The 25,372-nt window shown below is 39.4% G+C and carries 27 protein-coding genes; 19 read left to right on the top strand and 8 right to left on the bottom strand.

Annotated features, from left to right (window positions below; genetic code table 11):
- Positions 1-10: 10 nt before the first annotated feature.
- From gatB to KUV80_RS16325, 3 genes are all read left to right on the top strand, one after another.
- A complete protein-coding gene (gene gatB, locus KUV80_RS16335; RefSeq protein WP_222463814.1) occupies positions 11-1,441 on the top strand; it encodes an Asp-tRNA(Asn)/Glu-tRNA(Gln) amidotransferase subunit GatB in 1,431 nt (476 codons plus the stop codon).
- A gap of 125 nt (positions 1,442-1,566) precedes the next feature.
- Positions 1,567-2,190, top strand: a complete 624-nt coding sequence (locus KUV80_RS16330; RefSeq protein ID WP_222463813.1) for a hypothetical protein — start codon at positions 1,567-1,569, stop codon at positions 2,188-2,190.
- Positions 2,191-2,217: 27 nt separating this feature from the next.
- Complete coding sequence (locus tag KUV80_RS16325) at positions 2,218-2,580, top strand: VOC family protein (protein ID WP_222463812.1); 363 nt, start codon at positions 2,218-2,220, stop codon at positions 2,578-2,580.
- A gap of 32 nt (positions 2,581-2,612) precedes the next feature.
- Here the strand turns inward: KUV80_RS16325 and KUV80_RS16320 are convergent, their stop codons facing one another.
- From KUV80_RS16320 to KUV80_RS16290, 7 genes are all read right to left on the bottom strand, one after another.
- Positions 2,613-3,548, bottom strand: coding sequence for an ABC transporter ATP-binding protein (locus tag KUV80_RS16320; RefSeq protein WP_246625269.1), 936 nt, complete (start codon positions 3,546-3,548; stop codon positions 2,613-2,615).
- Positions 3,541-4,521 (bottom strand): ABC transporter ATP-binding protein, encoded by a 981-nt coding sequence (locus KUV80_RS16315; RefSeq protein ID WP_222463810.1) that lies wholly within the window; start codon positions 4,519-4,521, stop codon positions 3,541-3,543. Before KUV80_RS16315 ends, KUV80_RS16320 begins: the two co-directional genes overlap by 8 nt.
- Before the next feature lie 19 nt (positions 4,522-4,540).
- Positions 4,541-5,476 (bottom strand): hypothetical protein, encoded by a 936-nt coding sequence (locus KUV80_RS16310; protein ID WP_222463809.1) that lies wholly within the window; start codon positions 5,474-5,476, stop codon positions 4,541-4,543.
- Positions 5,473-6,294 (bottom strand): ABC transporter permease subunit, encoded by an 822-nt coding sequence (locus tag KUV80_RS16305; RefSeq protein ID WP_222463808.1) that lies wholly within the window; start codon positions 6,292-6,294, stop codon positions 5,473-5,475. Before KUV80_RS16305 ends, KUV80_RS16310 begins: the two co-directional genes overlap by 4 nt.
- Before the next feature lie 144 nt (positions 6,295-6,438).
- The gene (locus tag KUV80_RS16300; protein ID WP_222463807.1) at positions 6,439-6,630 is read right to left on the bottom strand and encodes a hypothetical protein; all 192 of its coding nucleotides are present in this window, start codon (positions 6,628-6,630) and stop codon (positions 6,439-6,441) included.
- A gap of 60 nt (positions 6,631-6,690) precedes the next feature.
- The gene (locus tag KUV80_RS16295) at positions 6,691-6,906 is read right to left on the bottom strand and encodes a hypothetical protein (RefSeq protein ID WP_222463806.1); all 216 of its coding nucleotides are present in this window, start codon (positions 6,904-6,906) and stop codon (positions 6,691-6,693) included.
- Positions 6,907-6,960: 54 nt separating this feature from the next.
- Positions 6,961-7,452 carry a GNAT family N-acetyltransferase gene (locus KUV80_RS16290; RefSeq protein WP_222463805.1) on the bottom strand — a complete coding sequence of 164 codons (492 nt, stop codon included), beginning with the start codon at positions 7,450-7,452 and terminating at the stop codon, positions 6,961-6,963.
- A gap of 300 nt (positions 7,453-7,752) precedes the next feature.
- Between KUV80_RS16290 and KUV80_RS16285 the strand changes: the two genes are divergently transcribed.
- The 11 genes from KUV80_RS16285 to KUV80_RS16235 all read left to right on the top strand — a co-directional run bounded on the left by KUV80_RS16285 (position 7,753) and on the right by KUV80_RS16235 (position 19,348).
- Positions 7,753-8,661 (top strand): diacylglycerol kinase, encoded by a 909-nt coding sequence (locus KUV80_RS16285; protein WP_222463851.1) that lies wholly within the window; start codon positions 7,753-7,755, stop codon positions 8,659-8,661.
- 176 nt (positions 8,662-8,837) lie between these two features.
- Positions 8,838-10,163, top strand: a complete 1,326-nt coding sequence (locus KUV80_RS16280) for a S8 family serine peptidase (RefSeq protein WP_222463804.1) — start codon at positions 8,838-8,840, stop codon at positions 10,161-10,163.
- A gap of 112 nt (positions 10,164-10,275) precedes the next feature.
- Entirely contained in the window at positions 10,276-11,652 is a 1,377-nt protein-coding gene (gene rlmD / locus KUV80_RS16275; protein ID WP_425309037.1) for a 23S rRNA (uracil(1939)-C(5))-methyltransferase RlmD, read from the top strand.
- Positions 11,653-11,869: 217 nt separating this feature from the next.
- Positions 11,870-12,847 (top strand): tRNA dihydrouridine synthase, encoded by a 978-nt coding sequence (locus KUV80_RS16270; protein ID WP_222463803.1) that lies wholly within the window; start codon positions 11,870-11,872, stop codon positions 12,845-12,847.
- Positions 12,848-13,396: 549 nt separating this feature from the next.
- On the top strand, positions 13,397-14,635 hold the full coding sequence (gene sstT / locus KUV80_RS16265; RefSeq protein WP_222463802.1) for a serine/threonine transporter SstT: 1,239 nt from the start codon (positions 13,397-13,399) through the stop codon (positions 14,633-14,635).
- A gap of 168 nt (positions 14,636-14,803) precedes the next feature.
- A complete protein-coding gene (locus KUV80_RS16260; RefSeq protein WP_222463801.1) occupies positions 14,804-15,199 on the top strand; it encodes a VOC family protein in 396 nt (131 codons plus the stop codon).
- A 190-nt stretch (positions 15,200-15,389) separates the two neighbouring features.
- Positions 15,390-16,502: an NAD(P)/FAD-dependent oxidoreductase gene (locus KUV80_RS16255; protein ID WP_222463800.1), complete on the top strand. Its 1,113-nt coding sequence runs from the start codon at positions 15,390-15,392 to the stop codon at positions 16,500-16,502.
- Between the two features lie 132 nt (positions 16,503-16,634).
- Positions 16,635-17,021: a GntR family transcriptional regulator gene (locus KUV80_RS16250; protein ID WP_222463849.1), complete on the top strand. Its 387-nt coding sequence runs from the start codon at positions 16,635-16,637 to the stop codon at positions 17,019-17,021.
- Positions 17,018-17,920, top strand: coding sequence for an ABC transporter ATP-binding protein (locus KUV80_RS16245; protein ID WP_222463799.1), 903 nt, complete (start codon positions 17,018-17,020; stop codon positions 17,918-17,920). The genes KUV80_RS16250 and KUV80_RS16245 overlap by 4 nt, the downstream gene beginning before the upstream one ends.
- Entirely contained in the window at positions 17,901-18,641 is a 741-nt protein-coding gene (locus KUV80_RS16240; RefSeq protein WP_222463798.1) for a hypothetical protein, read from the top strand. The genes KUV80_RS16245 and KUV80_RS16240 overlap by 20 nt, the downstream gene beginning before the upstream one ends.
- Positions 18,638-19,348, top strand: coding sequence for a hypothetical protein (locus KUV80_RS16235; protein ID WP_222463797.1), 711 nt, complete (start codon positions 18,638-18,640; stop codon positions 19,346-19,348). Before KUV80_RS16240 ends, KUV80_RS16235 begins: the two co-directional genes overlap by 4 nt.
- A 351-nt stretch (positions 19,349-19,699) precedes the next feature.
- On the opposite strand, the gene KUV80_RS16230 is transcribed toward KUV80_RS16235, so the two are convergent.
- The gene (locus KUV80_RS16230; protein WP_222463796.1) at positions 19,700-20,203 is read right to left on the bottom strand and encodes a hypothetical protein; all 504 of its coding nucleotides are present in this window, start codon (positions 20,201-20,203) and stop codon (positions 19,700-19,702) included.
- Between the two features lie 103 nt (positions 20,204-20,306).
- On the opposite strand from KUV80_RS16230, the gene KUV80_RS16225 reads away from it, so the two are divergent.
- From KUV80_RS16225 to KUV80_RS16205, 5 genes are all read left to right on the top strand, one after another.
- Positions 20,307-20,888 (top strand): vWA domain-containing protein, encoded by a 582-nt coding sequence (locus KUV80_RS16225; RefSeq protein WP_222463795.1) that lies wholly within the window; start codon positions 20,307-20,309, stop codon positions 20,886-20,888.
- 168 nt (positions 20,889-21,056) lie between these two features.
- Positions 21,057-22,067, top strand: coding sequence for a LacI family DNA-binding transcriptional regulator (locus KUV80_RS16220; RefSeq protein ID WP_222463794.1), 1,011 nt, complete (start codon positions 21,057-21,059; stop codon positions 22,065-22,067).
- 109 nt (positions 22,068-22,176) lie between these two features.
- On the top strand, positions 22,177-23,487 hold the full coding sequence (locus tag KUV80_RS16215; RefSeq protein ID WP_222463793.1) for an ABC transporter substrate-binding protein: 1,311 nt from the start codon (positions 22,177-22,179) through the stop codon (positions 23,485-23,487).
- A gap of 73 nt (positions 23,488-23,560) precedes the next feature.
- Complete coding sequence (locus KUV80_RS16210; protein WP_222463792.1) at positions 23,561-24,460, top strand: carbohydrate ABC transporter permease; 900 nt, start codon at positions 23,561-23,563, stop codon at positions 24,458-24,460.
- Between the two features lie 93 nt (positions 24,461-24,553).
- Positions 24,554-25,366: a carbohydrate ABC transporter permease gene (locus KUV80_RS16205; RefSeq protein ID WP_246625273.1), complete on the top strand. Its 813-nt coding sequence runs from the start codon at positions 24,554-24,556 to the stop codon at positions 25,364-25,366.
- Positions 25,367-25,372 lie beyond the last annotated feature (6 nt).

Here is a 25,372-nt window from a genome sequence, read left to right as displayed (position 1 = left end):
GGTGCAGAAAATGAGCAAATATGAAACAATAATTGGATTAGAAGTACACGTAGAATTAAAAACGAACTCTAAAATTTTCTGCGGCTGTTCTACAAACTTTGGCGCGCCGCCCAACACGAATGTATGCCCGATCTGTCTAGGACATCCTGGTGTGCTGCCTGTTGTGAACCATCAGGCCGTTGATTTTGCAATGCGTGCAGCACTTGCGCTGAACTGTGAGATCAACAGAGAGACGAAATTCGACCGTAAGAACTACTTTTATCCAGACAACCCAAAGGCTTACCAAGTATCACAGTTTGATAAGCCGATCGGTGAACATGGGTGGATCGAGATTGAAGTTGACGGCAACAAAAAGAGAATCGGTATTACACGCATCCATATGGAAGAAGATGCTGGGAAACTAACACATACGGCGGACGGATCACTTGTGGATCTTAACCGTCAAGGAACACCATTAGTGGAGATCGTGTCAGAACCAGATATCCGTACGCCAGAAGAAGCGTATGCCTACTTAGAAAAATTAAAGGCAATCATTCAGTACACAGGTGTATCGGATTGTAAGATGGAAGAAGGTTCACTGCGCTGTGACGCCAACATCTCCATCCGTCCTGAAGGCCAGGAAAAGTTCGGAACGAAGGCTGAATTAAAGAACTTGAACTCATTCGCTTTTGTTCAAAAAGGTTTGGAGCATGAAGAGAAGCGTCAGCGAGAAGTCGTTTCAGCTGGAGGAGAAATTCTTCAAGAGACTCGCCGCTATGATGAAGCGTCAAAAACGACAATTCTCATGCGTGTAAAAGAAGGTTCTGACGACTATCGCTACTTCCCGGAGCCCGATCTTGTTTCCATTCATATTGATCAAGAGTGGATGGATCGCGTGAAGTCGGAAATTCCGGAACTCCCGGATGCTCGTCAAAAGAGATATGTTGGTGAATTCGGACTGCCAGAATATGATGCAAAAGTTCTTACGATGACAAAAGAGATGGCAGATTTCTTTGAAGCGACGATTCACTCTGGTGCGGATGCGAAGCAAGCATCCAACTGGATCATGGGCGAAGTGAGCGCCTATTTGAACAACGAAGGAAGAGAGCTGCATCAAACAGCTCTTACAGCTGAAGGTCTAGCAGGCATGATCAAGCTGATAGGAGACGGAACCATTTCTACTAAAATAGCGAAGACTGTTTTTAAGGAGTTAGTGGAAAACGGTGGAGATGCAGAGAAAATTGTGAAAGACAAAGGCCTTGTACAGATTTCAGACGAAGGTGCAATCCGAGAGATCGTCGTAAACATTTTGGATTCCAATGAACAGTCAGTCTCTGATTATAAAGACGGCAAAGAAAAAGCTGTCGGATTTTTAGTCGGACAAGTGATGAAAGAGACAAAAGGAAAAGCGAACCCGCCGCTTGTTAACAAACTGCTAATAGAAGAACTGAAGAAAAGATAAATAAAAATGAGGCTGACCCAGAAGGACACGGAAAGTGCCCAGTTGGCGTCAGCCATTTTCATGTGTGCTGTTTTCGTGGATTTTGGATGTAGTTGTTGTTTTCCGTTTCAGGATGCTCACTTTCCGTGGAAACGTGGATTCAAATAGGTGCATTATTAACAAGCAAGACTTTTAAGGGAGTAGTTTATATGTCTGTTATTTTACTTATAATGTTAGTAGCCAGTTTATTATTAGGCATTCGGTCTTGGCGAAGGAAAAGAATACGTTCTTTCTTGTTTTTTAGTCCTCTTATACTTGTTGCGGTATTTGCCGGATATTTCTTCTTTCAATCTAGCTACCACACTACTCCAGATTCCCTGCAAGTGTCAGTTGATAAAGAAAATAATACATACGAAGTAACGGGAACTTGGAAAGACCGTCTGGATTTTTATCGTTTTCCTTCTGACTTTCTTGTGTTTTATGTCCCAAATAATGAAAAAGTTTTAAACGTTAATCGAGATAGAATGAAAGATTACAAAGAGGCAGACTGGAGTTATCTTAACCATGAAGTTCGTGATTGGGTAGAGAGAGAATCTCCGAATAAGTGGGAACCGCAAATATTTGATTTAAAGACAGATGAACAATTTTCTTTTTCATTCATACTTCCTGAAAACGTTAAACCCAATGATGTTACACTGTATTATGCACACACAAGGGAAGAACCAATGGATGCGTTAGCGTTTTGGTTGAAACGAATTGAATTAAAGTAAACTTTATAAATAAAGGAGCCGTGACTTATGATTAAACGTATTGCAACAGTAGCCGTCTATGTGGAAGATCAACAGGCTGCGAAAACATTTTGGACGGAAAAAGTAGGGTTTGAAGTGAAGGCAGAATTTCCGATGGGACCAGGTTCATTTTGGTTAGAAGTCGGACCTAAAGATGCGCAGACTAATCTCGTAATCTATCCAAAAGCAATGATGAAGGACTGGGCAGAGAAAAAGCCTTCCATTGTATTTGAGACAGATGATATTCAAGGGGATTACGAAAGGATGAAAGAAAAAGGTGTTTCCTTTTTAGATGAACCCCAAACGATGCAATGGGGTACATTTGTACAGTTTAAGGACGAGGACGGAAATGAATTTCTGTTAAAAGGATAAAGAAAAAGCTGCTGGATGATTCCAGCAGCTTTTTAGTAGTTATAGCTTACTTCTCTTTGATTGGTTTGAATCTCAAAATCTTTAATATTGATCATATTTGCAGAAACATAATGATCATTGCCCACGTGAACTAACTGTGGAGGATACAGTGGTTTCTCCGGCAAAATAATAGGTTCTCTGTATGGATTGCGCCGTTCTGGATTTGCAACAGGTATAGAAGCTAACAGTGACTTGGTGTAAGGGTGGATCGGGTTACGGTACAGTTCATGTTTTGGCGCTAATTCTATTAAATGGCCCAAATACATAACCGCCACCCGGTCACTCATATAATGAACAACACTTAAGTCATGTGAGATAAACAGGTAAGTAAGGTTAAGTTCACTCTGCAAATCTTTTAATAGATTTAACACTTGTGCCTGGACGGAAACATCAAGTGCAGAAACAGGTTCATCCGCTATAATAAACTTTGGTTCAAGTATTAAGGCACGGGCAATCCCAATCCGTTGACGCTGACCGCCCGAAAATTCGTGAATCTTCTTCTCGTAAGAAGTCCGTGGAAGACCGACTTTTTCAAGCATACTCAGTGCTTTATGCATTCGTTCCTTCTTGTTCCCCATTTTTTGAATGTATAAAGGTTCTTCAAGGATTTCCCCAACGGTTAGACGAGGACTTAAGGATTCGTATGGATTTTGAAAGATCATTTGAATTTCTCTTCTAAAGGGTCTTAGCTTTTTTTGATTCAGTTTTGTGATCTCCTTGTCATCAAACCATATGTTTCCATGCTCAGGCTGGTACAATCTCATAATGGTTCGTCCAAGAGTTGTTTTACCCGAACCTGACTCTCCAACAATACCTAGCGTTTCGCCCCTCTGTATATCTAGAGAAACACCGTCAAGAGCCTTTTGGACACCGGTGCTGTCTGAAAAGTATTTTGACAAGTTCTGTACCCTTACTAATGGACTATCCAAGGCTAATAACCTCCCTTTCGTTAAAAAAACGAACATAGTGGAGCGGCTCAACCTCAAACAGTGAAGAAGGGGCATTAAAAGCTTTGCTTTCATAAGAATACGTTTCTGGTGCAAATCTTCGTCCCTCATAGCCGACATTTTCAAAGGTATAATCCTTAATGCTTTTTAGACGCTCCTGTCCGTTTTCTGGATTCGGAATGCTTCCAATTAAAGCTTTTGTATAGGGATGTACAGGATTTTTAAAAATTGTAAAAACGTCGGCTGATTCCACAATATGTCCGCCTAACATGACGTATACCCAGTCAGCATACTCTGCAACAACCCCAAAATCGTGTGTAATCAACAAAACAGAAGCATCTCTATCCGTTTTATACTGATCAATTAAATCAAGTACTTGTCTTTGGATCGTAACATCAAGTGAAGTCGTTGGTTCGTCAGCAATAATGAGCTGGGGCTTGCATGAGATCGCCATGGCAATAAGTATTCGCTGCTTCATACCACCTGAAAGCTGACTGGGGTATTGGCTATAAACATGTGAAGGATTTTTAAAACCAACCTGTTCGAGCAATTGAAGAGCCTCTTGTTTCAAGTCGGATTTTGGAACCAGCTTATGATATTTAAGTCCTTCTGTAATCTGTACGCCGACTTTCATATTAGGGTTGAGAGAGGCGATGGCATCCTGAAAAATCATTGAGATTTCGTTTCCTCTAATTTTTCTCATATTGGTTTCCGATTGTTGGATTAGATCTTTTCCGTTAAAGGTTATTGTTCCTTTTTCAATCTTACCGTTAGAAGGCAACAGCTTTAATACAGAAAGGGAGGTGATGCTTTTCCCTGAACCTGACTCACCGATAAGCGCTACGGTCTGTCCTTTATCAATCTGGAGACTAACATCTGTAACGGCGTTCATTTTATCTTTATGCTGATTGAAAGAAACTCTTAAATCTTTAATATGTAAAATACTTTGGTTCATTTTACACACCCACCTTTCCCTACGTTTTATTTGTTTCTAAGCAATTTTGTATTCCTTGAACCATTAAGTTAAGGGCGAATATGGTTATGGCAAAGAACGAAAGAGGGGTTAAAATAACCCAAGGTGCCGCTTGTAATTTGCTGAATGACATGCCGATAATACCAGCCCATTCGCCAGCTAGCGGAATATTATAAGGCATTGGATCTAAGAAGTCTCCCAGCATAAGGGTTCTTGAACCACCAATAAATATGGTCAAAACACCCAAATGGGCAAGCAGTATTAAGGATTGAATGACTTGTTGAGCAAAGAGAAGAAATAATTTAGTCGATAGCTCAGGAAGAACATGCTTGAAATACACATAAGACTTTTTAGAACCTAAAGCAAAAGTATTAATTATATAATCTCTGTTAAGAATGGTTTTGATTTCTCGTGAAAAAGTGGAGATCAAGGGAGGTACTCCAATACCAATTAAAATAAGGGCTTGAAGCACAATCAATTTCGAAAAACTCATAGAATCCAATTCACTTTTCACTAATAGGGCATTCATAAACAGATAGGCCAAAATTGCTGTTGGAATGTAAAGCGTTGCTTGAACAATATCGTTTAAATAGGAGAAGTTAGATTTAGGGTTTAATAGTGTGATGCCAACTGAAAAAAGAATTCGGAAAAAAGCGATTACGATCGCGATAATAATAGTATATTTAGCTCCATCAATGACCTGATAAAAAAGCTGTTTTCCTGCCAAATCTGTTCCAAAGGGAGGAATTTCTGATGGAGGGAAAGGAGCTGCGCCAATAACTTTGCCATCCTTATCATATAAAAAGTCTAATAGTTTGAGAGATTCTTTTTTATTCACATCGAGAAGACTCGGCCAATAAAAACTAAAGATTAATAAACAGGCTATAAAGAGCATTCCTATGACAAATTGAGGCTGTTTCATTAACTTTATGATCACGCAGCATCTTCCTCCTTTCGTTCATCTACCGAAGCAGTATTATTTTCAGCGATCTCAAATAGAACAGAAAACGGGAGGGCTATTATAAGTGCCGTTACTAGAAAGGCAGCTCCCTGAGTATTGAGCAATAAGAACATAACCCCGTTTAAATTAAACACATATTCGACAATAAACAGATTGGACAGCATGAAAACAAATATCGTCTTATAATATTGAAAAAGACTTGTAAGAATGTTTCGGAATACGTGTTTTAATGTGATATAAAGCCTGCCCAGACCCATCGCTCTTGCAACCGTAACATAAGGCTTGTGCTGTTCTTCCTTCATTAGCAAGAGAGTAATCTTAAACAATTGAATGGTCGGCAATACGGCTAGCGTAAGGATCGGAAGTAAATAGATAGGATTGTTGTAGACATTAGAAACGTTCGCGACTAGAATTCCCGTCGCTTTATAAATGTAAATGACGGATACTTGTAGAACGACAACAATAAAGAGATCAGGCAAAGACTCTAATAACGTTAGAACACCATAAATGACACGCTGCAAAAATTTTGGAAGCAATGTTGTAATGAAGGTAAGAACTAAGGCAGCTAGTAAGCCTGTTAGGAGAGCTGAAAAAAAGATGGTCATGGAGTACATGTATCTGTCAAAAACATCAGGAAACACATCATACATGATTCCGTTGATGGAATATTGCCATACCTTTTGTTCGAGCTTCGTATTAATACCGAAGAAAAGAGCAGGAAGAACACTTATGATTAAAATCCCTATCACTGTAGATCTAAGCCGTTTTAAATAACTGTGAAACGAAAAATTCATACTACACCTCAATTCAATAATAAAATCGGAATATTCAGTATTGAAACAATTGTAACTCATTTGACATATTTTTGAAATAAAAAAACCGCTGGATTTTCCAGCAGTCCTTATTCTATGAGCTATTCTATTGTTAGAATATTATTCTTAAACAAGAAGAGGTGAATGCAAACCAAAGTTTTTATCACTGGCTTTAAGCAGGTGTAAAAAATGGTGAAAGGCGTTTTCGTTCTCAAATTCTCCGATCTCAATATGGGTTGTTTCTTTTAGAAAAAGTTCTTCAAACTTGGACGTGTCAGACAAGATGACACTTCCCGATAAGCTTATTTTGTTCGACATGTTTGCCTCCAGCGATTATTTAAAGCGAAAAAAAGACGGGGTTAAATCTTATCCCGTCCGTTAAGATCCACCGCCGCCTCCCCCACCGGAATGATGGTTATGTCGTGCTGCGTTTGTCCAAGCAGCTGCCTGGTTAATCTTATTGTTATCACTGAGATTTTGATCTTGGTTATATTTCAGATTGTATTTTCGATACTTTCGCTTTGTTCTCCAGTTTATGAAAACGAAAAGCAAGAGTGCTGCAGCGACTGGTGAAAAAAGAATAAGCCAAATCATGACAAACACCTCCTAAAGATTTATAGTGCTGTAGTAAACCTATGAAGTTAGTTTTCAGATATGCTTATAAAGTAGCAGGTCATCCACATAACGGCCGTTTAAGCAAAACTCTTTAACGAGTCGTCCTTGTTCTACAAACCCGCATTTTTTGTAAAACAGAATGGCTTTTTTATTTGTAGATAGCACGCGAAGAGAAAGCTTTGTTTTTCCGTTGTCGCGTGCGAGCTGCTCAACTGCACGCATCAGTTCTGAACCGATGTTCTGTCTATGAAAGTCAGGGTGAACGGCCATCGCTACATCTGCTACATGCTGATTGGAGGGGACGGGAATCACATCTTGGTAAAAAATGTACCCGCATACTTTCCCGTTACAGCGCGCCACAATTTGTGTGCCAGCAGGAAACTTTCTGCCGTATGCCTCTGGTGAATCCCAGCGAATGTCAGGTGCTGGTGTTGTTTCTATATTCCAGACAAGATGATCAATTTCAACAAGACCCTCATAATCTGCTGGTGTTGATAATGAAATTTCCATTGTCGTTTTCTCCATGTAACACACTCCTCACATTGGAAAATTCCATAAACAGACATAAAACTCCTTTATTTTTTCGTTGTGAATTGTTTGAGAATTGAAGGGGGTCTGTCCCCGGGACAGACCCCCTTCAATTTAGACACAATTTAAACACATGTCTGCTGCAGTTACCGCTTTGCTTTTTAATGCTTGAATCACTATAATATATAAGAAGGAATCGACCGAAGCAGTCCATGTAACGGGCTGTTTTTTATAGTTATACAGAGGGCGATTCATGTTAAAACTTTTAAGAGAAGTCAAATGACGAAGGTGAAACAAATGAAACGAGCTAGACTTATATATAATCCGAGTTCAGGAAGAGAAACGGTAAAAAAGCAGCTTCCCTATATACTGGACAGACTAGAGAACGCAGGGTACGAAACATCGTGTCACGCGACGACTCCTGAAGAGGGGTGCGCTACACGTGCGGCACGCCAAGCTGGAGAGAGAGGTTTTGACCTTGTAATAGCAGCTGGTGGAGACGGGACCATTTATGAGGTCGTAAACGGACTTGCAGGATTAGAGAGTCGTCCGATGCTAGGGATTATTCCTGCAGGAACGACGAACGATTTTGCCCGTGCGGTAGGAGTGCCACGTACAATTGAAGGTTCATGCGATGTGCTTTGCGGCGGCGTTCATATGCCAGTGGATATCGGTAAAGTAAACGAAAAGTTCTTCATTAACATAGCTGGCGGCGGACGTATAACAGAGCTTACATATGAAGTCCCAAGCAAGCTCAAAACGATGATTGGACAGCTTGCTTATTTCCTTAAAGGAATTGAGATGCTGCCATCGATCCGCCCGACATATGTAGAGATCGAATTTGATGACAAAGAGAAATACGAAGGCGAAATCATGCTGTTTTTAGTAGCAAACACGAATTCTGTAGGTGGTTTTGAAAAGCTGGCACCATCTTCTGAGTTCCACGATGGTCTTTTTGATGTCATCATTTTAAAGAAAACGAATCTTGCAGAGTTTGTCCGTATTGCTTCGCTTGCGATTCGCGGTGAACACATTCATGACGATCACGTAATCTACAAAAAAGCAAAACGCGTAAAAGTAACACCTCGCGAGAAGATGCAGATTAATCTTGACGGAGAACTAGGCGGTATACTGCCGGGTGAATTCGAAAACCTGCACCACCATTTTGAGCTGCTCGTACCAAAAGAAAGAATCAAACCAAGTTAAATAGCAAGACATATGACCTAGTCCAATATGCGGACTAGGCTTTTTTTTTGTCGAAATCGTTATACTACCATAGGCCATTCACAGTACTTGTTTTTATCCCTTTGCATGATTGAAGCTTCATTCATTTTGTTAGAAAATTAAAACAATACACAAAAATAGGAAGCGGAGGTATAACGATGAGAAAAATACTATCCATGAGTTTAGCAGTTATGTTAGCTGCTGCCTTTTTCTTACCACAGCAAGGTGCAAAAGCCGTTGAAGGTATAGAAGTGGACAAACAGCTCACAAAAGTACTTGGAGATCTTACATCCAACACACTAGTTGAAGCGGTTGTCACATATGACTCCCTGCCAAGTTCATCTGATGTGGCAGCATTAAAGAATTTAGGATTAGAGACGAAAACGTTCAGCAAGCTGCCAATGGTAGCCGTTAAAGGGACAAAACTTGAAGTGACGTCACTATTAACAAGCAGTTTGGATGTGGTTTCTGTTTACCACAATAAGAAGCTGGACTACTTGATGAAGGAAAGCCGCAAGTTGATTGGGGCTGAGAGAGTTTGGAATGAATTAGGCTATACAGGAAAAGGAACAACCGTCGCTGTTATCGATAGCGGCATTGATGCCACTCATCCTGATCTTCCGTTTGGGGAAGAAAAAGTGGTGCAGAACGTAAAGTTTTTACTTGGGGACTTTTTCTCAAACCAGCCACTCTATCTTGAAAATGTTGCAAACACGGACACTTCTTCCGGTCATGGAACACATGTGGCGGGAACGATCGCAGGACTTGGAACAGCGAGTGAAGGATTATATACAGGCGTTGCCCCTGACGCCAAACTTGTTGGTCTAGGAACAGGTGAGGGAATCAACATTTTTTGGGCACTTGAAGCATTTAACTATGTTTTAGAAAATCAACAGGAATACGGAATCAATGTCATCTCAAACAGCTGGGGAACTAGCGGTGATTATTCTGCAAAGGACCCAATCAACGTAGCAAGTAAAGAAGCGCATGATGCTGGTATGGTTGTCGCGTTTGCAGCAGGTAACGAAGGGCCTGGCGACAATACGTTAAACCCTTATTCAGCAGCACCTTGGGTCATTTCAGTTGCAGCTGGCACAAAGGACAAGAAACTAGCTAGCTTCTCATCTCGAGGAGTTGAAGGAGATAATCTGTTACACCCAGACATTACAGCGCCAGGAGTGGACATCGTTTCTACAAAATCAAAAACAGGTGTTGTGATGAACACACTTGGAACGTTAAGTGATACAGAATATATTGCACCAGAACATTTGGCGAACTACACAACGGCAAGCGGAACAAGTATGGCAACTCCTCACATTTCAGGGGTAGCGGCATTAATGCTTGAGGCTAATCCGAACTTGACACCAGACCAAGTTCTTCAAAAGCTCGAATCCACTGCTGATCCAATGCCAAGCTACAAGCTTCATGAAGTTGGAGCAGGGTATGTGAATGCATATGAAGCGGTAAGAGCGGCAGGAAAATAAAAAAAACGAAGGAACAGACTTTTTACAGGTCTGTTCTTTTTTTGCCATTTGGTGTCCACATGCAGTTGTGCTACAATCAGAAAAGCATATTGGACAAAAAGGGACGATGAAAATGACAAAGGCTGTTTTGCCTGTTCATAAGAATGAAAGTTATGAAGTAGATATAGTGGACTTAACTCATGAAGGCGCTGGAGTAGCACGTGTTAATGGATTTACTTTGTTCGTACCGAACACCTTGCCAGGAGAACGAGCAAAAGTAAAGGTAGTTGGCATAAAAAAAGGCTTCGGATTTGGAAGGCTAGAGGAGCTTATTGAAGAAAGTCCTGAACGAGTTGAGGCGCCATGCCCAATCTATAAATGGTGTGGAGGCTGCCAGCTGCAGCACTTATCCTATGAAGGGCAGCTTGCATATAAACGAAAGCAAGTAGAAGATGTCCTCACTCGAATCGGTAAACTAGAAAACGTTCCCGTCCTGCCGACACTTGGTATGGGAGAAGAACCATGGCGCTACCGGAACAAAACCCAAGTACCCGTTGGTGAGCGTGAAGGTCGAATCATCACAGGCTTTTATCAAAAACGCAGCCACGAAATCGTAGAGATGGACAGCTGCATCATTACAGGTGACACGAACGATGACGCCGTACAAGCAGTAAAAGAGATTGTGAATAAATACAATATCACCGCATACGACGAACAAAAGCATAAAGGCATGCTGCGTCATATTATCGCCCGTTACGGAAAAACAACAGGTGATTTAATGATTGTCCTTGTAACGAACGGAAAAGACTTACCAAAACGGAAAAAGATTGTTGAAGACATAACAGCAGCTCTTCCAGAGATCAAATCGATCGTACAGAACGTGAACACAAAACGCACAAATGTGATTTTTGGAGACGAAACCCGAGTGCTATGGGGCGCAGAGTACATTCATGATTACATCGGTGACATTAAGTTTGCCATCTCAGCCCGATCGTTTTATCAGATTAATCCTGATCAAACGAAAGTGCTTTATGATCAAGCGTTAAAATATGCTGAACTAAACGGTGATGAAACCGTCATTGATGCGTATTGCGGAATCGGGACTATCTCTCTGTTTCTTGCTCAAAAAGCGAAGAAAGTGTACGGAGTTGAAATTGTACCGGAAGCCATTGAAGATGCGAGACGTAATGCGGAACTGAACAACATCACAAATGCTGAGTTTGCCGTTGGTAAATCAGAAGAAGTGATTCCAGAGTGGAAAAAACAAGGCATCACACCAGACGTCATTGTTGTCGATCCACCACGAAAAGGGTGCGACGAAGAACTGCTTAAAACGATCATTGAAATGAAACCAAAACGCGTTGTGTATGTAAGCTGCAACCCAGCAACACTCGCACGCGACCTTCGGGTATTGGAAGACGGTGGATTCCAAACAGTGGAAGTGCAACCCGTGGATATGTTTCCGCAGACGACGCACGTGGAGGCAGTTGCGAAACTTGTACTCCTATGACTATAAGAGCCTTATTCCTTGGTGGATAAGGCTTTTTAGTTTACTTTTTACACAAAAATTACAGGTATAAAGCGATTGCGTGTTTAGAGTTATGCTCTTAATAATGATTTTCCATAAATTATAAATGTACAGAGTTTGATAATCAGTTAGTAGACATGATATAAGTGTAAAAGAATAATTTGTAGTAGTATCCATAGTGAGAGGAATTGAGCTTGAAATGATAGATAATTTTTGGCGTGATTTACCACGTCCATTTTTTGTACTTGCACCAATGGAAGATGTGACAGACGTTGTTTTTCGTCACGTTGTAAGTAAAGCTGGCCGGCCGGATGTGTTTTTCACAGAGTTTACAAACTCAGATAGCTATTGTCACCCAGAAGGCAAGAATAGTGTCCGCGGCCGTTTAATGTTTACAGAAGATGAACAGCCAATGGTGGCACATATTTGGGGAGATAATCCCGAATATTTCCGTCAAATGAGTATTGGTATGAAAGAGATGGGTTTTAAAGGCATCGATATTAATATGGGCTGCCCTGTACCGAATGTCGCATCGAGAGGAAAAGGGAGTGGCCTTATCCTGCGTCCTGACGTTGCGGCAGAACTGATTCAAGCAGCAAAAGCGGGTGGTCTGCCTGTCAGCGTGAAAACACGACTTGGCTTTAAAGAGGTAAATGAGTGGGAGGATTGGCTTGCGCATATTTTAAAACAAGATATAGCAAACCTTTCTATTCATTTACGTACAAGAGAGGAAATGAGCCTAGTAGATGCGCACTGGGAGCTTATTCCAGAAATCAAAAAATTACGTGACCGTATCGCACCAAATACGCTGTTAACGATCAATGGAGACATCCCTGACCGTCAAGTCGGGCTGCAGCTTGCAGAAAAATACGGGATTGATGGCGTTATGATCGGACGAGGGATCTTTAAAAATCCTTTTGCTTTTGAAAAAGAGCCAAAAGAACACAGCAGTAAAGAATACCTTGATCTTTTAAAACTGCAGCTTGACCTTCAGGATCAATATGCGGAAGCAGTGCCCCGTTCAATCACAGGACTTCATCGCTTTTTCAAAATCTATGTCAAAGGATTCCCAGGAGCTGCTGAGTTGCGAAATCAATTGATGAACACGAAATCAACAGATGAAGTGCGTGCATTGCTTGATAAGTTTGAAAAAAATATGGATGGGACGGGACAGTGAAATGATGTAATCGTCACGTTCCTTTGCAACCGAAAGATTTACGAAAAGAAGAGAAATCAGGACAAAAAAAGATCCTATCCACCAAGCGTAATGCTAGGTGGATTTTGTTTTTTAGGTGAATAACAGATGTAATGATTCAGCGCACATCTAATGTGGAAGCGTCCGTGTTGTAAGTAAAGATAATAACTGATGTAATTGTAAGAAAGAGCTTTTCAATTGGAAGGCTCGTTTATTTATACTATAAAAGGTTCCTACTCATAAAAATAAACGTTAAAAATTATTTTGAAATAATAGTTTGCAGAAGATTTGTGTCCATTCTAATGAAGGCTTCTAAAAAGAACGAAAATTAAAATAATTAAAACATCTTTAAATAAATTGTAATTCGTCGAAAGACTCACTATAATACTATTTATTAGAAGAACAGTTGTCTTTACCAGGTGGAATAATTAGATGAACTTCCATTATTCCACTGGGAAAAGATTTTATTATATTACAGGTTATTAAGAATAAACAGCAATACAATTCTAACTTAGGTTGGTGATGACATCTATGGAAAGTATACTGAAAAAGTGGAATCAGTTGAGTCTTGTTAAACAGATTATTATAGGATTAATTGTTGGTATTATCCTAGCAGTAGCGATTCCACAAGCAGCAAAACCTGTTGTTATATTTGGTTCTTTATTCGTAGGTGCTTTGAAAGCTATTGCACCTGTGTTGGTATTATTCTTAGTCATGTCGGCTATCGCCCAACATAAGGCGGGCCATCAAACGAACATGAAATCGATTATCTTCCTCTACCTTTTAGGAACATTCTTAGCAGGGTTAACAGCTGTCTTTGCAAGTTTTATTTTCCCTGTAGATTTGACCCTTGGAAAAGGCGCGGAAGGTGTAACGCCTCCAGGTGGTGTTGTAGAAGTTCTCAAGTCATTATTGATGAACGTGGTTGATAACCCTGTTAACGCCCTTGTAAATGCAAACTACATCGGTATTTTGGCTTGGGCAGTACTTTTGGGTCTTGCTTTAAGAAGTGCGAAGGACACGACTAAAACGATGATCTCTAATGTTTCAGATGCTGTCTCTAAAATCGTTACTTGGATAATTAAATTTGCACCATTAGGAATTATGGGATTAGTATTTGAGTCGATTACGGCAAACGGTATAGATTCGTTATTAAGCTATGGTAAGTTACTTGGGTTATTGATTGGTTGTATGGCTATCGTAGCGTTAGTTGTCAATCCTATCATTGTGTTCCTAGCGATTAAACAAAATCCTTATCCGCTTGTTTTCAAGTGTTTGAAAGAAAGTGGTATAACAGCATTTTTCACACGCAGCTCAGCTTCTAATATTCCCGTAAATATGAAGTTATGTGAGAAGCTTGGTTTGGACAAAGATAATTATTCCGTATCCATTCCATTAGGAGCGACGATCAACATGGCGGGTGCTGCGGTTACAATTTCAGTTTTGACACTTGCCGCGGTTCATACACTAGATATTCACGTGGATTTTCCTACTGCAGTTCTCCTTAGCATTTTATCAGCTGTTAGTGCTTGTGGTGCTTCAGGCGTTGCTGGCGGATCACTGTTATTGATTCCTCTAGCGTGTAGCTTGTTCGGTATCCCGGGTGACGTGGCGATGCAGGTAGTAGGTGTCGGCTTTATCATTGGAGTTTTACAAGATTCTTTTGAAACGGCGCTTAACTCATCGACAGACGTTCTTTTTACTGCAATAGCTGAATATAAAGAGTTGCGTAAAGAAGGAAAAGAAATCAATATCAAAAAAGCAGCATAAAGAAGTTTTCTTACGCTTCAAAATGAATGGCACCCCAACGACTTTAAAGTTGGTGGTGCCTTTTAATATGCCTTATTCACAAATACTCATTCGTTAAGAGGAATTGTTAGAAAGTATATGGAATGACTTTAAGTGATCATTGATTATCGAAAAAACAGGAGGTAGATTATGGGGAGATTAGTGCATTTTGAAATCCATGTGGATGATATGGAACGGGCAATGAAGTTTTATGGAGAGGTGTTCGGCTGGTCTTTTCAAGATTGGAGTGAATACGCAGGAATGCCTTACTATGGGGCAGTAACTGGGGACGATAAAGAGATGGGGATCAATGGGGCTCTGATGAAACGTCAAAGCGCACCGCCTGAACCTAATCAAGCTTTAAATGGGTATGCTTGTACGATGAGTGTAGCAAGTTATGATGAAACTGAGGCGAAAATTCTAGAGAATGGCGGCAAGGTAGCGATGCCAAAATACGCACTTCCCGGAATGGCATGGCAAGGATACTACAAAGATACAGAAGGCAATATTTTCGGAATTCATCAACCAGACGAGAATGCAAAATAAAAGAAGAAGAACTAAAAAGGCAGCGCAAGCAAATTTGGCGTTGTCTTTTAATTTCATCAAGTTTTCTGTCTGAATTCAATATGTAGGGGATAAGCTGTTGATTGAGCATATGAATTAGCAGCTTTTACTTTTATAGAAGGGGTCTGTGTTACAATCTAAATAAAAATTTTATTACCAAAGGTGTTTTTATATGAAAAAAATTATTGTGATTGGTGCAGGCATCCTAGGTGCTTCAACGGCTTATCACTTAGCGAAGTCTGGTGCAGATGTGACTTTAATTGATCGCCAAGATAGAGGTCAGGCAACGGATGCTGCAGCTGGAATCGTTTGTCCTTGGCTTTCGCAGCGGCGAAACAAAGCTTGGTATCAGCTCGCAAAAGGTGGAGCTCGTTACTATCCTGAGTTGATTGCTCAGTTAGAAGCTGACGGGGAAACAGATACCGGCTACAAACGTGTAGGAGCTATTAGTCTGCATACGGACCTTGATAAGCTTGAACAAATGGCAGAAAGAGCGCGAAAACGCCGGGAAGATGCTGCTGAAATCGGTGAGATTGCAATTCTGTCACCTGCTGAAACAAGAAAACTATTTCCGCCACTATCTGAAGAATTTGGATCCGTTTTTGTAAGCGGGGGAGCACGAGTAAACGGAAGAGCTTTACGAAATGCTCTAATCAATGCTGCTATCAAAAATGGCGCGACAATCATCCACGGGAATGCATCAATCGTCCACGAAGAAAACAGAGTCGTCGGAATAAAACGAGAAGGACAAACGCTGTTGGCAGATCAGGTAATTGCTACAGCAGGGGCATGGTCACAAGAACTTTTACAGCCTCTTGGCATAAACTTCAATGTTACTCATCAAAAAGCCCAAATCGTTCATCTTGAATTGCCTGAAATAGAAACAAACACTTGGCCTGTAGTGATGCCGCCGACGAACCGATACATCCTTGCATTCGAAGGTGGCCGGATTGTAGTTGGAGCCACACATGAAGATGAAGCCGGATTTGATAACCGTGTAACAGCGGGTGGAGTAAATGAGATTCTCACGAAAGCCTTAACCGTAGCACCTGGTTTATCCGAAAGCACAATACTGGAAACAAGAGTTGGCTTCCGCCCATTTACTCCAGGTTTTCTGCCGGTTATCGGACCATTGCCAAATTTTAAAGGCATTATGATAGCCAATGGTTTAGGCGCATCAGGTTTAACGAGCGGACCTTATCTAGGTAGAGAGCTAGCGAAACTCGCGCTTGATAAACCAACAGAGATTGACCTTGGTAGCTACGATGTTACAGGAGCCATTTAAATAGTAATAATAAGCAACTTCCTAGGAGGAGGTTGCTTTTTTGTGCCGCAAAACTATTTTTGCATATTTTGGTAATATATAGTACATTACAAGAGTAATGTACTAATGTGGTATGTCGGAGGTGATGTTCGTTTGATTTTGAATTCTGACAGTATGAAACCGATCTATGTTCAAATTGCTGAGTGGCTAGAAACTGAAATACTGATACAAGCCATTCAATGTGACGAGAAAATTTATTCTCAATACCAATTGGCTGAAATGTTTAATATCAACCCTGCAACAGCTGCAAAGGGAATTAACATTTTAGCTGAAGAAAATGTTCTTTATAAAAAGCGGGGATTAGGAATGTTTGTTGCAACGGATGCAAGACATATTATTCTAAATAAAAGAAAAAACACAAAGCTTAGGGCAATGGTCAATGAGCTGGCTAAAGAGGCTGTTCAGCTCCAGGTAAATGAAGAGGAACTTGTGGAAATGATTAGAGGCATGCATCAGAAGCTAAAGGGGGATCAGAAATGAAGGTTGTAGAATGCAAGAATCTTACTAAGCAATATGGAAGAGTAAAAGCCGTAAATGATCTGACTTTTACTCTAGCTGAAAATAAAATTACAGGCTTAGTTGGAAGAAATGGAGCAGGGAAAACGACACTGCTCAAAATGATAGCAGGTTATCTTCATCATAACTCTGGTAACATTCAGGTGTTTTCTGAGAATCCATTCAATAATTTAAAAGTATCTGCAAACACGATTTTTATAGATAACAGTATGAGTTTTTCACCTGCTTTAACACTTGGACAGTTGCTTGAAACGGCAGGGGAGTTTTATGTGAATTGGGATAAAAACCTTGCTAACCGCTTATTTAAATATTTTTCATTAAACCCTGATCAAAGTCATGTAAATCTATCAAAAGGAAATAAAAGTACGTTCAACATGATTATAGGCTTGGCTGCCCACTGTCCACTCACGATTTTCGATGAACCGACTAGCGGAATGGATGCTGGAACGAGAAAAGACTTTTACCGTGCACTTTTAAAGGATTATATTGCGCATCCTCGGACAATTATTCTATCCAGTCATCTTTTAGAGGAAATTGAAGATATTTTAGAAGATATTCTTCTGATTAAGAATGGTGAGAAATTACTTCATATCTCGGTAGCAGAACTAAAGGAATATGCGATTGGAATTACCGGGAAAACAGATCGGATAAATCAATGGCTATCAAATAGAGAAAGGATCTTCACGCATGAGATCGGAAATGACGACTCTTATGTTGTAATTAAAAATGAATGTTCTTCGAGTGAATTGGAAGAAGCGAGGGAAATAGGTATGAGAATTTCGCAGGTTTCTACAGAAGATATCTGCATGCATTTGACGAGTAAATCAAAAGGAGGGATTGATCATGTCTTTAGTAGAGGTTAATTCATGGGATATTGTTAAAAAGCAATACCGTTATAAACTGAAATCTTATCTAGGTGTCTTTTCTTCCTTAATAATCATTCAGGTTCTTGCTATTTTCTTCTCTTTAAACGGTACAGGGATGAGTGGAGGATCATCAGGGACATTCTCTTATAAAGTTAACTATTACTCAGGTGACTTAATTCTTGTGTTCATGATGTTATGGGGTTTTATTACGGCCATAATTATCACGACAAAGGCTTACAGATATGATGATACTTCTTTTGTAACCAACCGCCTTACCAGCCATTTTTCAAACATTTTATTTCTTATTTCAGCGAGTCTGTTTGCAGGACTAACGGTATTTCTTTCAAGTCATCTATTTCGTTTAATCACAAATATCATGAATGTTGATTCCATTATGGTTAACGAGCATACTCCGTTACAAATAGCTAAAGGGATAATTGGAGCAGGACTTTACATTTTCCTTTTTACAAGTATTGGTTATTTAGTCGGAATGCTGATTCAGAAAAATAAGCTGTTTAGCTTCTTTCTCCCAATAGTACTTGTAGGTGCAATGTATCTTGATGGTATGAATAACGACGTGTTAATCTTTCATTCCATTTCGCTATACTTTTTATCTGAAACGCTATTGTCTTTGTTAATTATAAAAATCATGTCGGTCTCTCTCTTGTTTTATGGTTTTGCTATAATACTCTCTGCTCGAATGGAGGTTAGAGCATGACGGCACTATTTTTCGTTTTACCCATACTTGTAATTATTGTATTGGTTGTAGGAATCAGCACATACGCGAGTAAGTCTAGTGAAAAAAGGCACAGCAGCCCCCAAAAAAAGAAATGGATTGTTGGAGGATACGTGACGGTCATAGTCGTTGCAACTGTTTTGTCATATACATTCTTTCCCGCTAAAAAGATTGATAGCACAATAATGCATAGGGAAGAAGTTAAAAAGCAAGAGGATGCTGAAATTGCTATCATTAATTCGGGAATGGCAGGAAAGCTGCTTGAAGTAGAAAGGGTATTTACGGATAAAAAGACATGGACCTTTTCTTACAATAAAAGAGATTTACTCATTCCGAACAACGACATGCAAGAATACTCTCCTAACGTCTTTGTAATCAGTAAACCTGTTGATGACAATTCTGTGGAAGTGACACATTACATGAGCAAAATGATTGTGGGTGGGATCGATTTTACGGAGGAAAAAGGCTCCCCAGAAATATTGATTAATGAGGAAACCCTAAAGATATATGCACCTGAACCTGTAGAAGTAACCTTCAATAAATTTACGGAAGGCTTTGCATTTAATCAATTTAGTGAAAGTAAAGACATGTACTCACTAAATAATTTATCCACTCATGGTAGTGAATTCCTATTAATTAAGGTTCCTAAAAGTGTAAAGGTTAGTGGCGCATTTAATTATGTAAAATGAACTTAAGTCTTTATTAAGCAGCTAAAACAATTGAATAGAGATAAAAGCTAAAAACTGGCTCAAAAGTGTGGCATTTCACATCATGAGAGTCAGTTTTTTTCCTGTCTATGAACTATAAGATAAAAAATAAACAAAAGTATAAATAAACCGCTTATTTAGGGGTGATATTTCTGATAGATTGTTTCTATGAGTGTATATGGAGATTCTGTGAGCAGAAATTCAGATTCTATGAGCAGATAATGGAAGTCTAAGAGTGGTTACTGGGAATCTAAGAGCATATTTTGACATTCTATGAGCAAATGTGTAACAGAAAAAAGAACACGTACCGTAAAACTGCCAAGTTCTCGGATATCACACCAAACCCCCTAATGTCTTCAAACTAAAATAATCCAAATACTCATTTACCTGCCGGACATCAAATATTTTTCTTTCTAAACAAAATTTGATGACTAAGTCACTCGTTTCACTTTCTGATAAAGAGTAGCCTCCTGACTGAAGCAGCTGATCAAAATCTTCTTCATTCAGCTCCAGAGCAAGACCAAGGGCGACGACTGTATGTTTTTTAGGATGATAACCTGAAATGGAACGTATTTTTGAGAAATGTTTACGGTCCAAGCCGGCTTTTTTATAAATCTCCGAATCTTTAATCCCCTTTTGATCAATAAAGCTGAACAAGACTTGCTGGAGCGTTGGTTTTCGATTTTCAATAATAAAATCATCTAACTCAACATGAACGATGTCTTCACATATACTCTTCTCTTCCAACAATTCCGAGGAATGGCATAATTCTAATTCAACAATAAAATGTTCCCTGATATATGACTCAAGTTCTAATAAAATTTTGTGATCAAGCAAATGGCCCACCTCCTAATCCTAAAATGTCGCTTTACAGGCGACCAAATTATGGATAAATAGCTCTATTATTATAGCATGACAAACATTTCGGAGGATGATGAAGATGAATAAGAATGTAACGGAGATTGTTTTTTTGCTGGATCGAAGCGGATCAATGGCTGGGCTAGAAAAGGATACGATTGGCGGTTTTAACGGATTTATACAAAGACAGTGCCAGCTAGAGGGAGAAACACGACTTACAACCGTTCTCTTTGATGATCAGTATGAAATTCTTTGGAAAAGTGAAGATGCAACGAAAGCGAGGTTAACGGGGGAAGAGTATTACGTAAGAGGGACAACAGCTTTGCTGGATGCAGTAGGGAAAACGATTTTGGATGTTGGCTACAGGCTGTCCGCAGCTTCCGAAGAACAGCGGCCAAGCAAAGTAGTTTTTGTGATTACAACAGATGGAATGGAAAATGCGAGCCGTGAATTTACGTATGAAAGAGTTAAAGAACTAATTAAACACCAGCAAGAAAAATATAGCTGGGAATTCATCTTTATGGGAGCGAATATGGATGTTGCGAAAGAAGCGGAAAGTCTAGGTATTCAAGAGGAAAATGCTTTTACCTTTGAAGCTACGCACGATGGTGTAGAGAATATGTACGCCATTATGAGTGAAAAGGTAACTGATCGAAGAAAGTAATTATACTTTTGAAGGCATTTCCCTGAATAAGGAGAATATGAAGATTATCTAAACTCTTTCTAAAGTATATTTAGGTTCAAAATAGTAAGAAATTTCATATTGAATTCGAAATATAAATAAGCTATAATTTCAATTAACGAAAGCGCTTTCGATAAAGAGGAGATAACAATGGTTACCATCTATGACATAGCGAAAAAAACGGGATATTCGACGACTACCGTTTCAAAAGCACTCAACAATTATTCTGATGTTAGTGAAAAAACAAAACAAAAAATTCTTCAGGCAGTGGAAGACATGGGATACTTGCCAAATGCGCATGCCCAATCTCTTTCAACAAAAAAGTCTTGGACAATTGGGGTTATGTTTTCAGAAGCAAATGAAGTCGGAATGAAACATCCTTTTTTCAGTGCCATTATAGAGAGTTTTAGAAAACATGCTGAACGAGAAGGGTATGACTTAATTTTTGCTTCTCGAAACCTTCGTAATCGAGATATTAGTTATTTAGAGCATTTTTCATATCGTGCAGTGGATGGCATTGTTGTTATTTGTTCAGATCCACAAGATACACAGGTACAAGAGATGATTAACAGCAACATCCCAATCGTAGTCATTGATATGAACAATCAAAACTGCAGTCTTGTGTATTCGGATAATATTGAAGGCGGAAAGCTGGCAGTCAACTATCTGCATTCACTTGGGCATACAAAAATTGCACATATAGCAGGTGATTCATCTACTGATGCTGGTGCAGAGAGAATTAAAGGTTACAAAAAGGCGATGAAGGACTTGAATTTGCCAATCTTAGAAGGCCATCTGACCAATGGTGGATTGTTTTCCATAAACGAAGGCAAAGCAGCAATGGAGAAGCTTTTATCCTTAAAAGATGTGCCCACAGCTGTATTCGTTGCAGGTGACCATATGGCTATTGGAGCAATGGAAGCAATTAAAGAGAAGGGTTTGAGGGTGCCTGAAGATATTTCTATTATCGGATATGACGATATTGAAATGGCAGCTTACGTTACCCCAAAATTAACGACAATAAAACAAGATACTGAGATGATTGGGTTTGAAGCAGCGCAATTATTAATGAAACAGATTCTTCAAAAGAAAAAGATGGTTATATCTAAAAAAATTCCAGTCGAACTTATGATTCGGAAGTCATGTTTAAAAATACAATAAAAAAAAGAAATTTTTTTTGGTAATTTCGAAAGCGGTTTCGAAATATCGTTCGCGCAAAAACGAAACCGCTTTCGTAACTATAAACCTGTAAAAGGGAAGGGGTATTCAGATGAAGAAGAAACTAAGTATTTTTATGGTTTTTGTATTGTTAGCTGGTGTTATCGCGGGATGTTCAAGCGACTCCCAAAAATCTGGCAAATCAAAAGATGATGTAGATCTAAGAATCTGGTCATTCACAGATGAGTTAAAAAAGCCGATCAAAACGTTTGAAGAGAAGAATGGTGTGAAAGTTGAGTTAACGATTGTTCCGATTGCAGACTACCCAACAAAGTTAAAACCTGTTCTTGAAAGCGGTGTTGGAGCACCTGATGTTTTTACAGGTGAAATTGCTTTCTTAAAGCAATGGATTAATGCGGGTTATTGGGAAAATTTATCGGAAAAGCCGTATAACGCTAACGAATTATCTGATAAATTTGTACCTTATGTATTTGACCTAGGTAAAGATAAAGACGGTGATGTACGTGCCCTATCTTGGCAAACAACACCAGGCGGTATTTATTATAAGCGAAGTTTGGCAAAGGAAGTACTAGGAACAGATGATCCAGCTCAAGTTGGAGAAATGATGAGCTCTATGGATAAGGTGTTTGAAGTAGCTGAAAAAATGAAAGAAAAAGGCTACAGCATGTTCCCGGATGAAGGTTCGATTCGCTGGTTTGCACAAGGGGATAACCCGCAGCCATGGGTAAATGAGAATAATGAATTAAAGCTTACAGACGAAAAGATTCAGTACATGGATTATTCAAAACAGCTTCGCGACAATAACTATACAGCACTTGCTCCTGAGTGGTCACCATCATGGTTTGAAGGAATGGATAAGCCGATTAAGGTGAAAGCGGATGGTAAAGAAAAAGAAACAAAAGTATTCTCTTATGTTCTTCCTACTTGGGGATTACACAGTGTATTAAAAACGAACGTAAAAAATTCTGTTGGAGACTGGGCTGTAACAAGTGGTCCTAGCCCATATTTCTGGGGTGGAACATGGCTTGGTGTTTACAACAAATCAGAGAATAAAGAGCTTGCATACAAATTTGTAAAAATGATGACTCAAGACGATGAATTCTTAACATCTTGGAGTAAAGAAACAGGCGATGTACTCTCGTATCTTCCTGTTACAAATGCAATTAAAGATAACTTTAGCGACAAGTTTTTAGGCGGACAAAACAATTATGAATTCTTCTTGGAACAATCCAAAGAAATTACACCAGGAATCGTAACGAAGTATGATCAGCAGCTTGATACACTTTATGGTAATGCGGTTCAACAGTATGTAACGGGAAAGAAATCAAAAGAAGCAGCGATTAAAGAATTCTACCAAAAAGCACAAAATGCATACCCAGACTTGAAAGTACCTAAAAAATAAAAACAATAAAACATGCATGTGGCGGGGGCCAGTTTCTCCGCCACTGCCTATCATTTTGAAAGGGGGATGAGAGATGAAAAATCTAAACCGTTACGGCTATGTTTTTATTGCTCCATTTTGGATCATCTTCTTGGTGTTTAGTATCTATCCAGTCGCTCTAACCTTTTATTATAGTTTTACAAATTATACAGGCAGCGGTACAGCACAAATAGTAGGACTTGCTAATTATAAACGTCTTTTAACAGATACGTATTTTGTAGAAGCTTTTTTTAACACGTGGAAAATATGGGGTATCAATTTTGCCCTTCAAATAGGACTTGCTCTATTACTTGCTCTGATTTTTTCTGATATGAGAATGAAGTTAAAAGGATTAGCTTTCTTTAGATCGATTTTTTATCTTCCGAATCTAATTACCATCAGTTCTGTGGCACTATTATTTGGTATCTTACTAGATTGGCAGCATGGATCGCTTAATATGATGCTGCTGAAGCTAGGAGTTATTTCTGATCCGATCAATTGGCTGAATGAACCAACGACCGCTCAGCTTTCTGTTTCCTTAATCTTAACGTGGATGTGGTTTGGCCACTCTTTTATCGTTGTAATGGCAGGGGTGTCAGGTATATCTCAAGACTATTACGAAGCAGCATTGATTGACGGTGCAAACCGGTGGCAGACGTTTTCTAAGATCACGATTCCACTATTGAAGCCTATCCTGCTTTATATCATGATTACATCACTCATTGGAGGTCTACAATTGTTTGATCTACCGATGCTCTTAACGGATGGAATCGGTTCACCTGATGGATCGCTCAATACGATGGTGCTCTATCTATACAATCAGGCCTTTAAATATAACAATTATGGGTACGCTGCTGCTGTAGCATATGGTTTATTTGTTATAACTCTCATATTTTCTGCTTTCATTTTCAAAGGAATGTATGGGAAAGAACGTAAACAACCAAGGCAGGTGTAAAGCATGATAGGAAAACCAGCGGTAAATAAAAGCATCACAAATTCAGTTCAAAAACCAAATGTAATAGAAACGAAGACCAAACCGAAAAGAAGCATGGCAAAACTAGTTCTGTACGTTGTTCTTAGTGTGATGGCCATTGTTTGTTTTATCCCCTTCTTAATGATGCTTGTGAACGCTACTAGGTCTAATGAAGCTATATTGTCAGGCTTCACCTTGATTCCTGGAAGTTCATTGGTGGAAAACTATCAGACGATGATGAGTTACATCAACATTTGGGCAGGTTTTAAAAATAGTCTATTCATCTCTGTTCTCGTTACTTTATTGTCGGGATACTTTTCAGCCCTAACGGCATATGGGTTTGCCTTTTATATCTTTAAAGGCAAAAACGCCATGTTCATTTTTATGTTAGTGATGATGATGGTCCCGGGGCAATTAGGCTTGATTGGGTTTTATGAATTAAGTAAAAATTTAGGCATACTCGATACGTATATTCCTTTAATCATACCGGCAGCGGCGAGTCCTTTTGTCGTGTTCTTTCTCCGTCAATATATTTTAACAACGCTTCATCCGAGTTTGATTGAAGCGGCTAGAATAGATGGCGCAGGTGAGTTTAAGATCTTCCATACGATTGCTGTTCCTATTATGATGCCAGCAATAGCAACGATGTCGATCTTTACCTTTATTGGTTCTTGGAATAACTACATCATGCCTTTAGTTATTTTGTTTTCACCTGAAAAATACACATTGCCTGTATTGATGGGATTCTTAAAAGGATCACAAGTGGCTCAAAACCTTGGATCGATGTATTTAGGTATCGCGATTTCAGTAGTACCAATCATGATCGCATTCCTATTTTTATCTAAGTATATCGTTAACAGCATTTCTGCAGGTTCTATAAAAGAATAGAGGAGA

Origin of the sequence: Fictibacillus nanhaiensis, assembly GCF_019801215.1 — a bacterium.
Classification (GTDB): domain Bacteria; phylum Bacillota; class Bacilli; order Bacillales; family Fictibacillaceae; genus Fictibacillus; species Fictibacillus nanhaiensis_C.
Note: the sequence above shows the minus strand (reverse complement) of the source record. Positions and strands in the feature narration are given on the sequence as shown.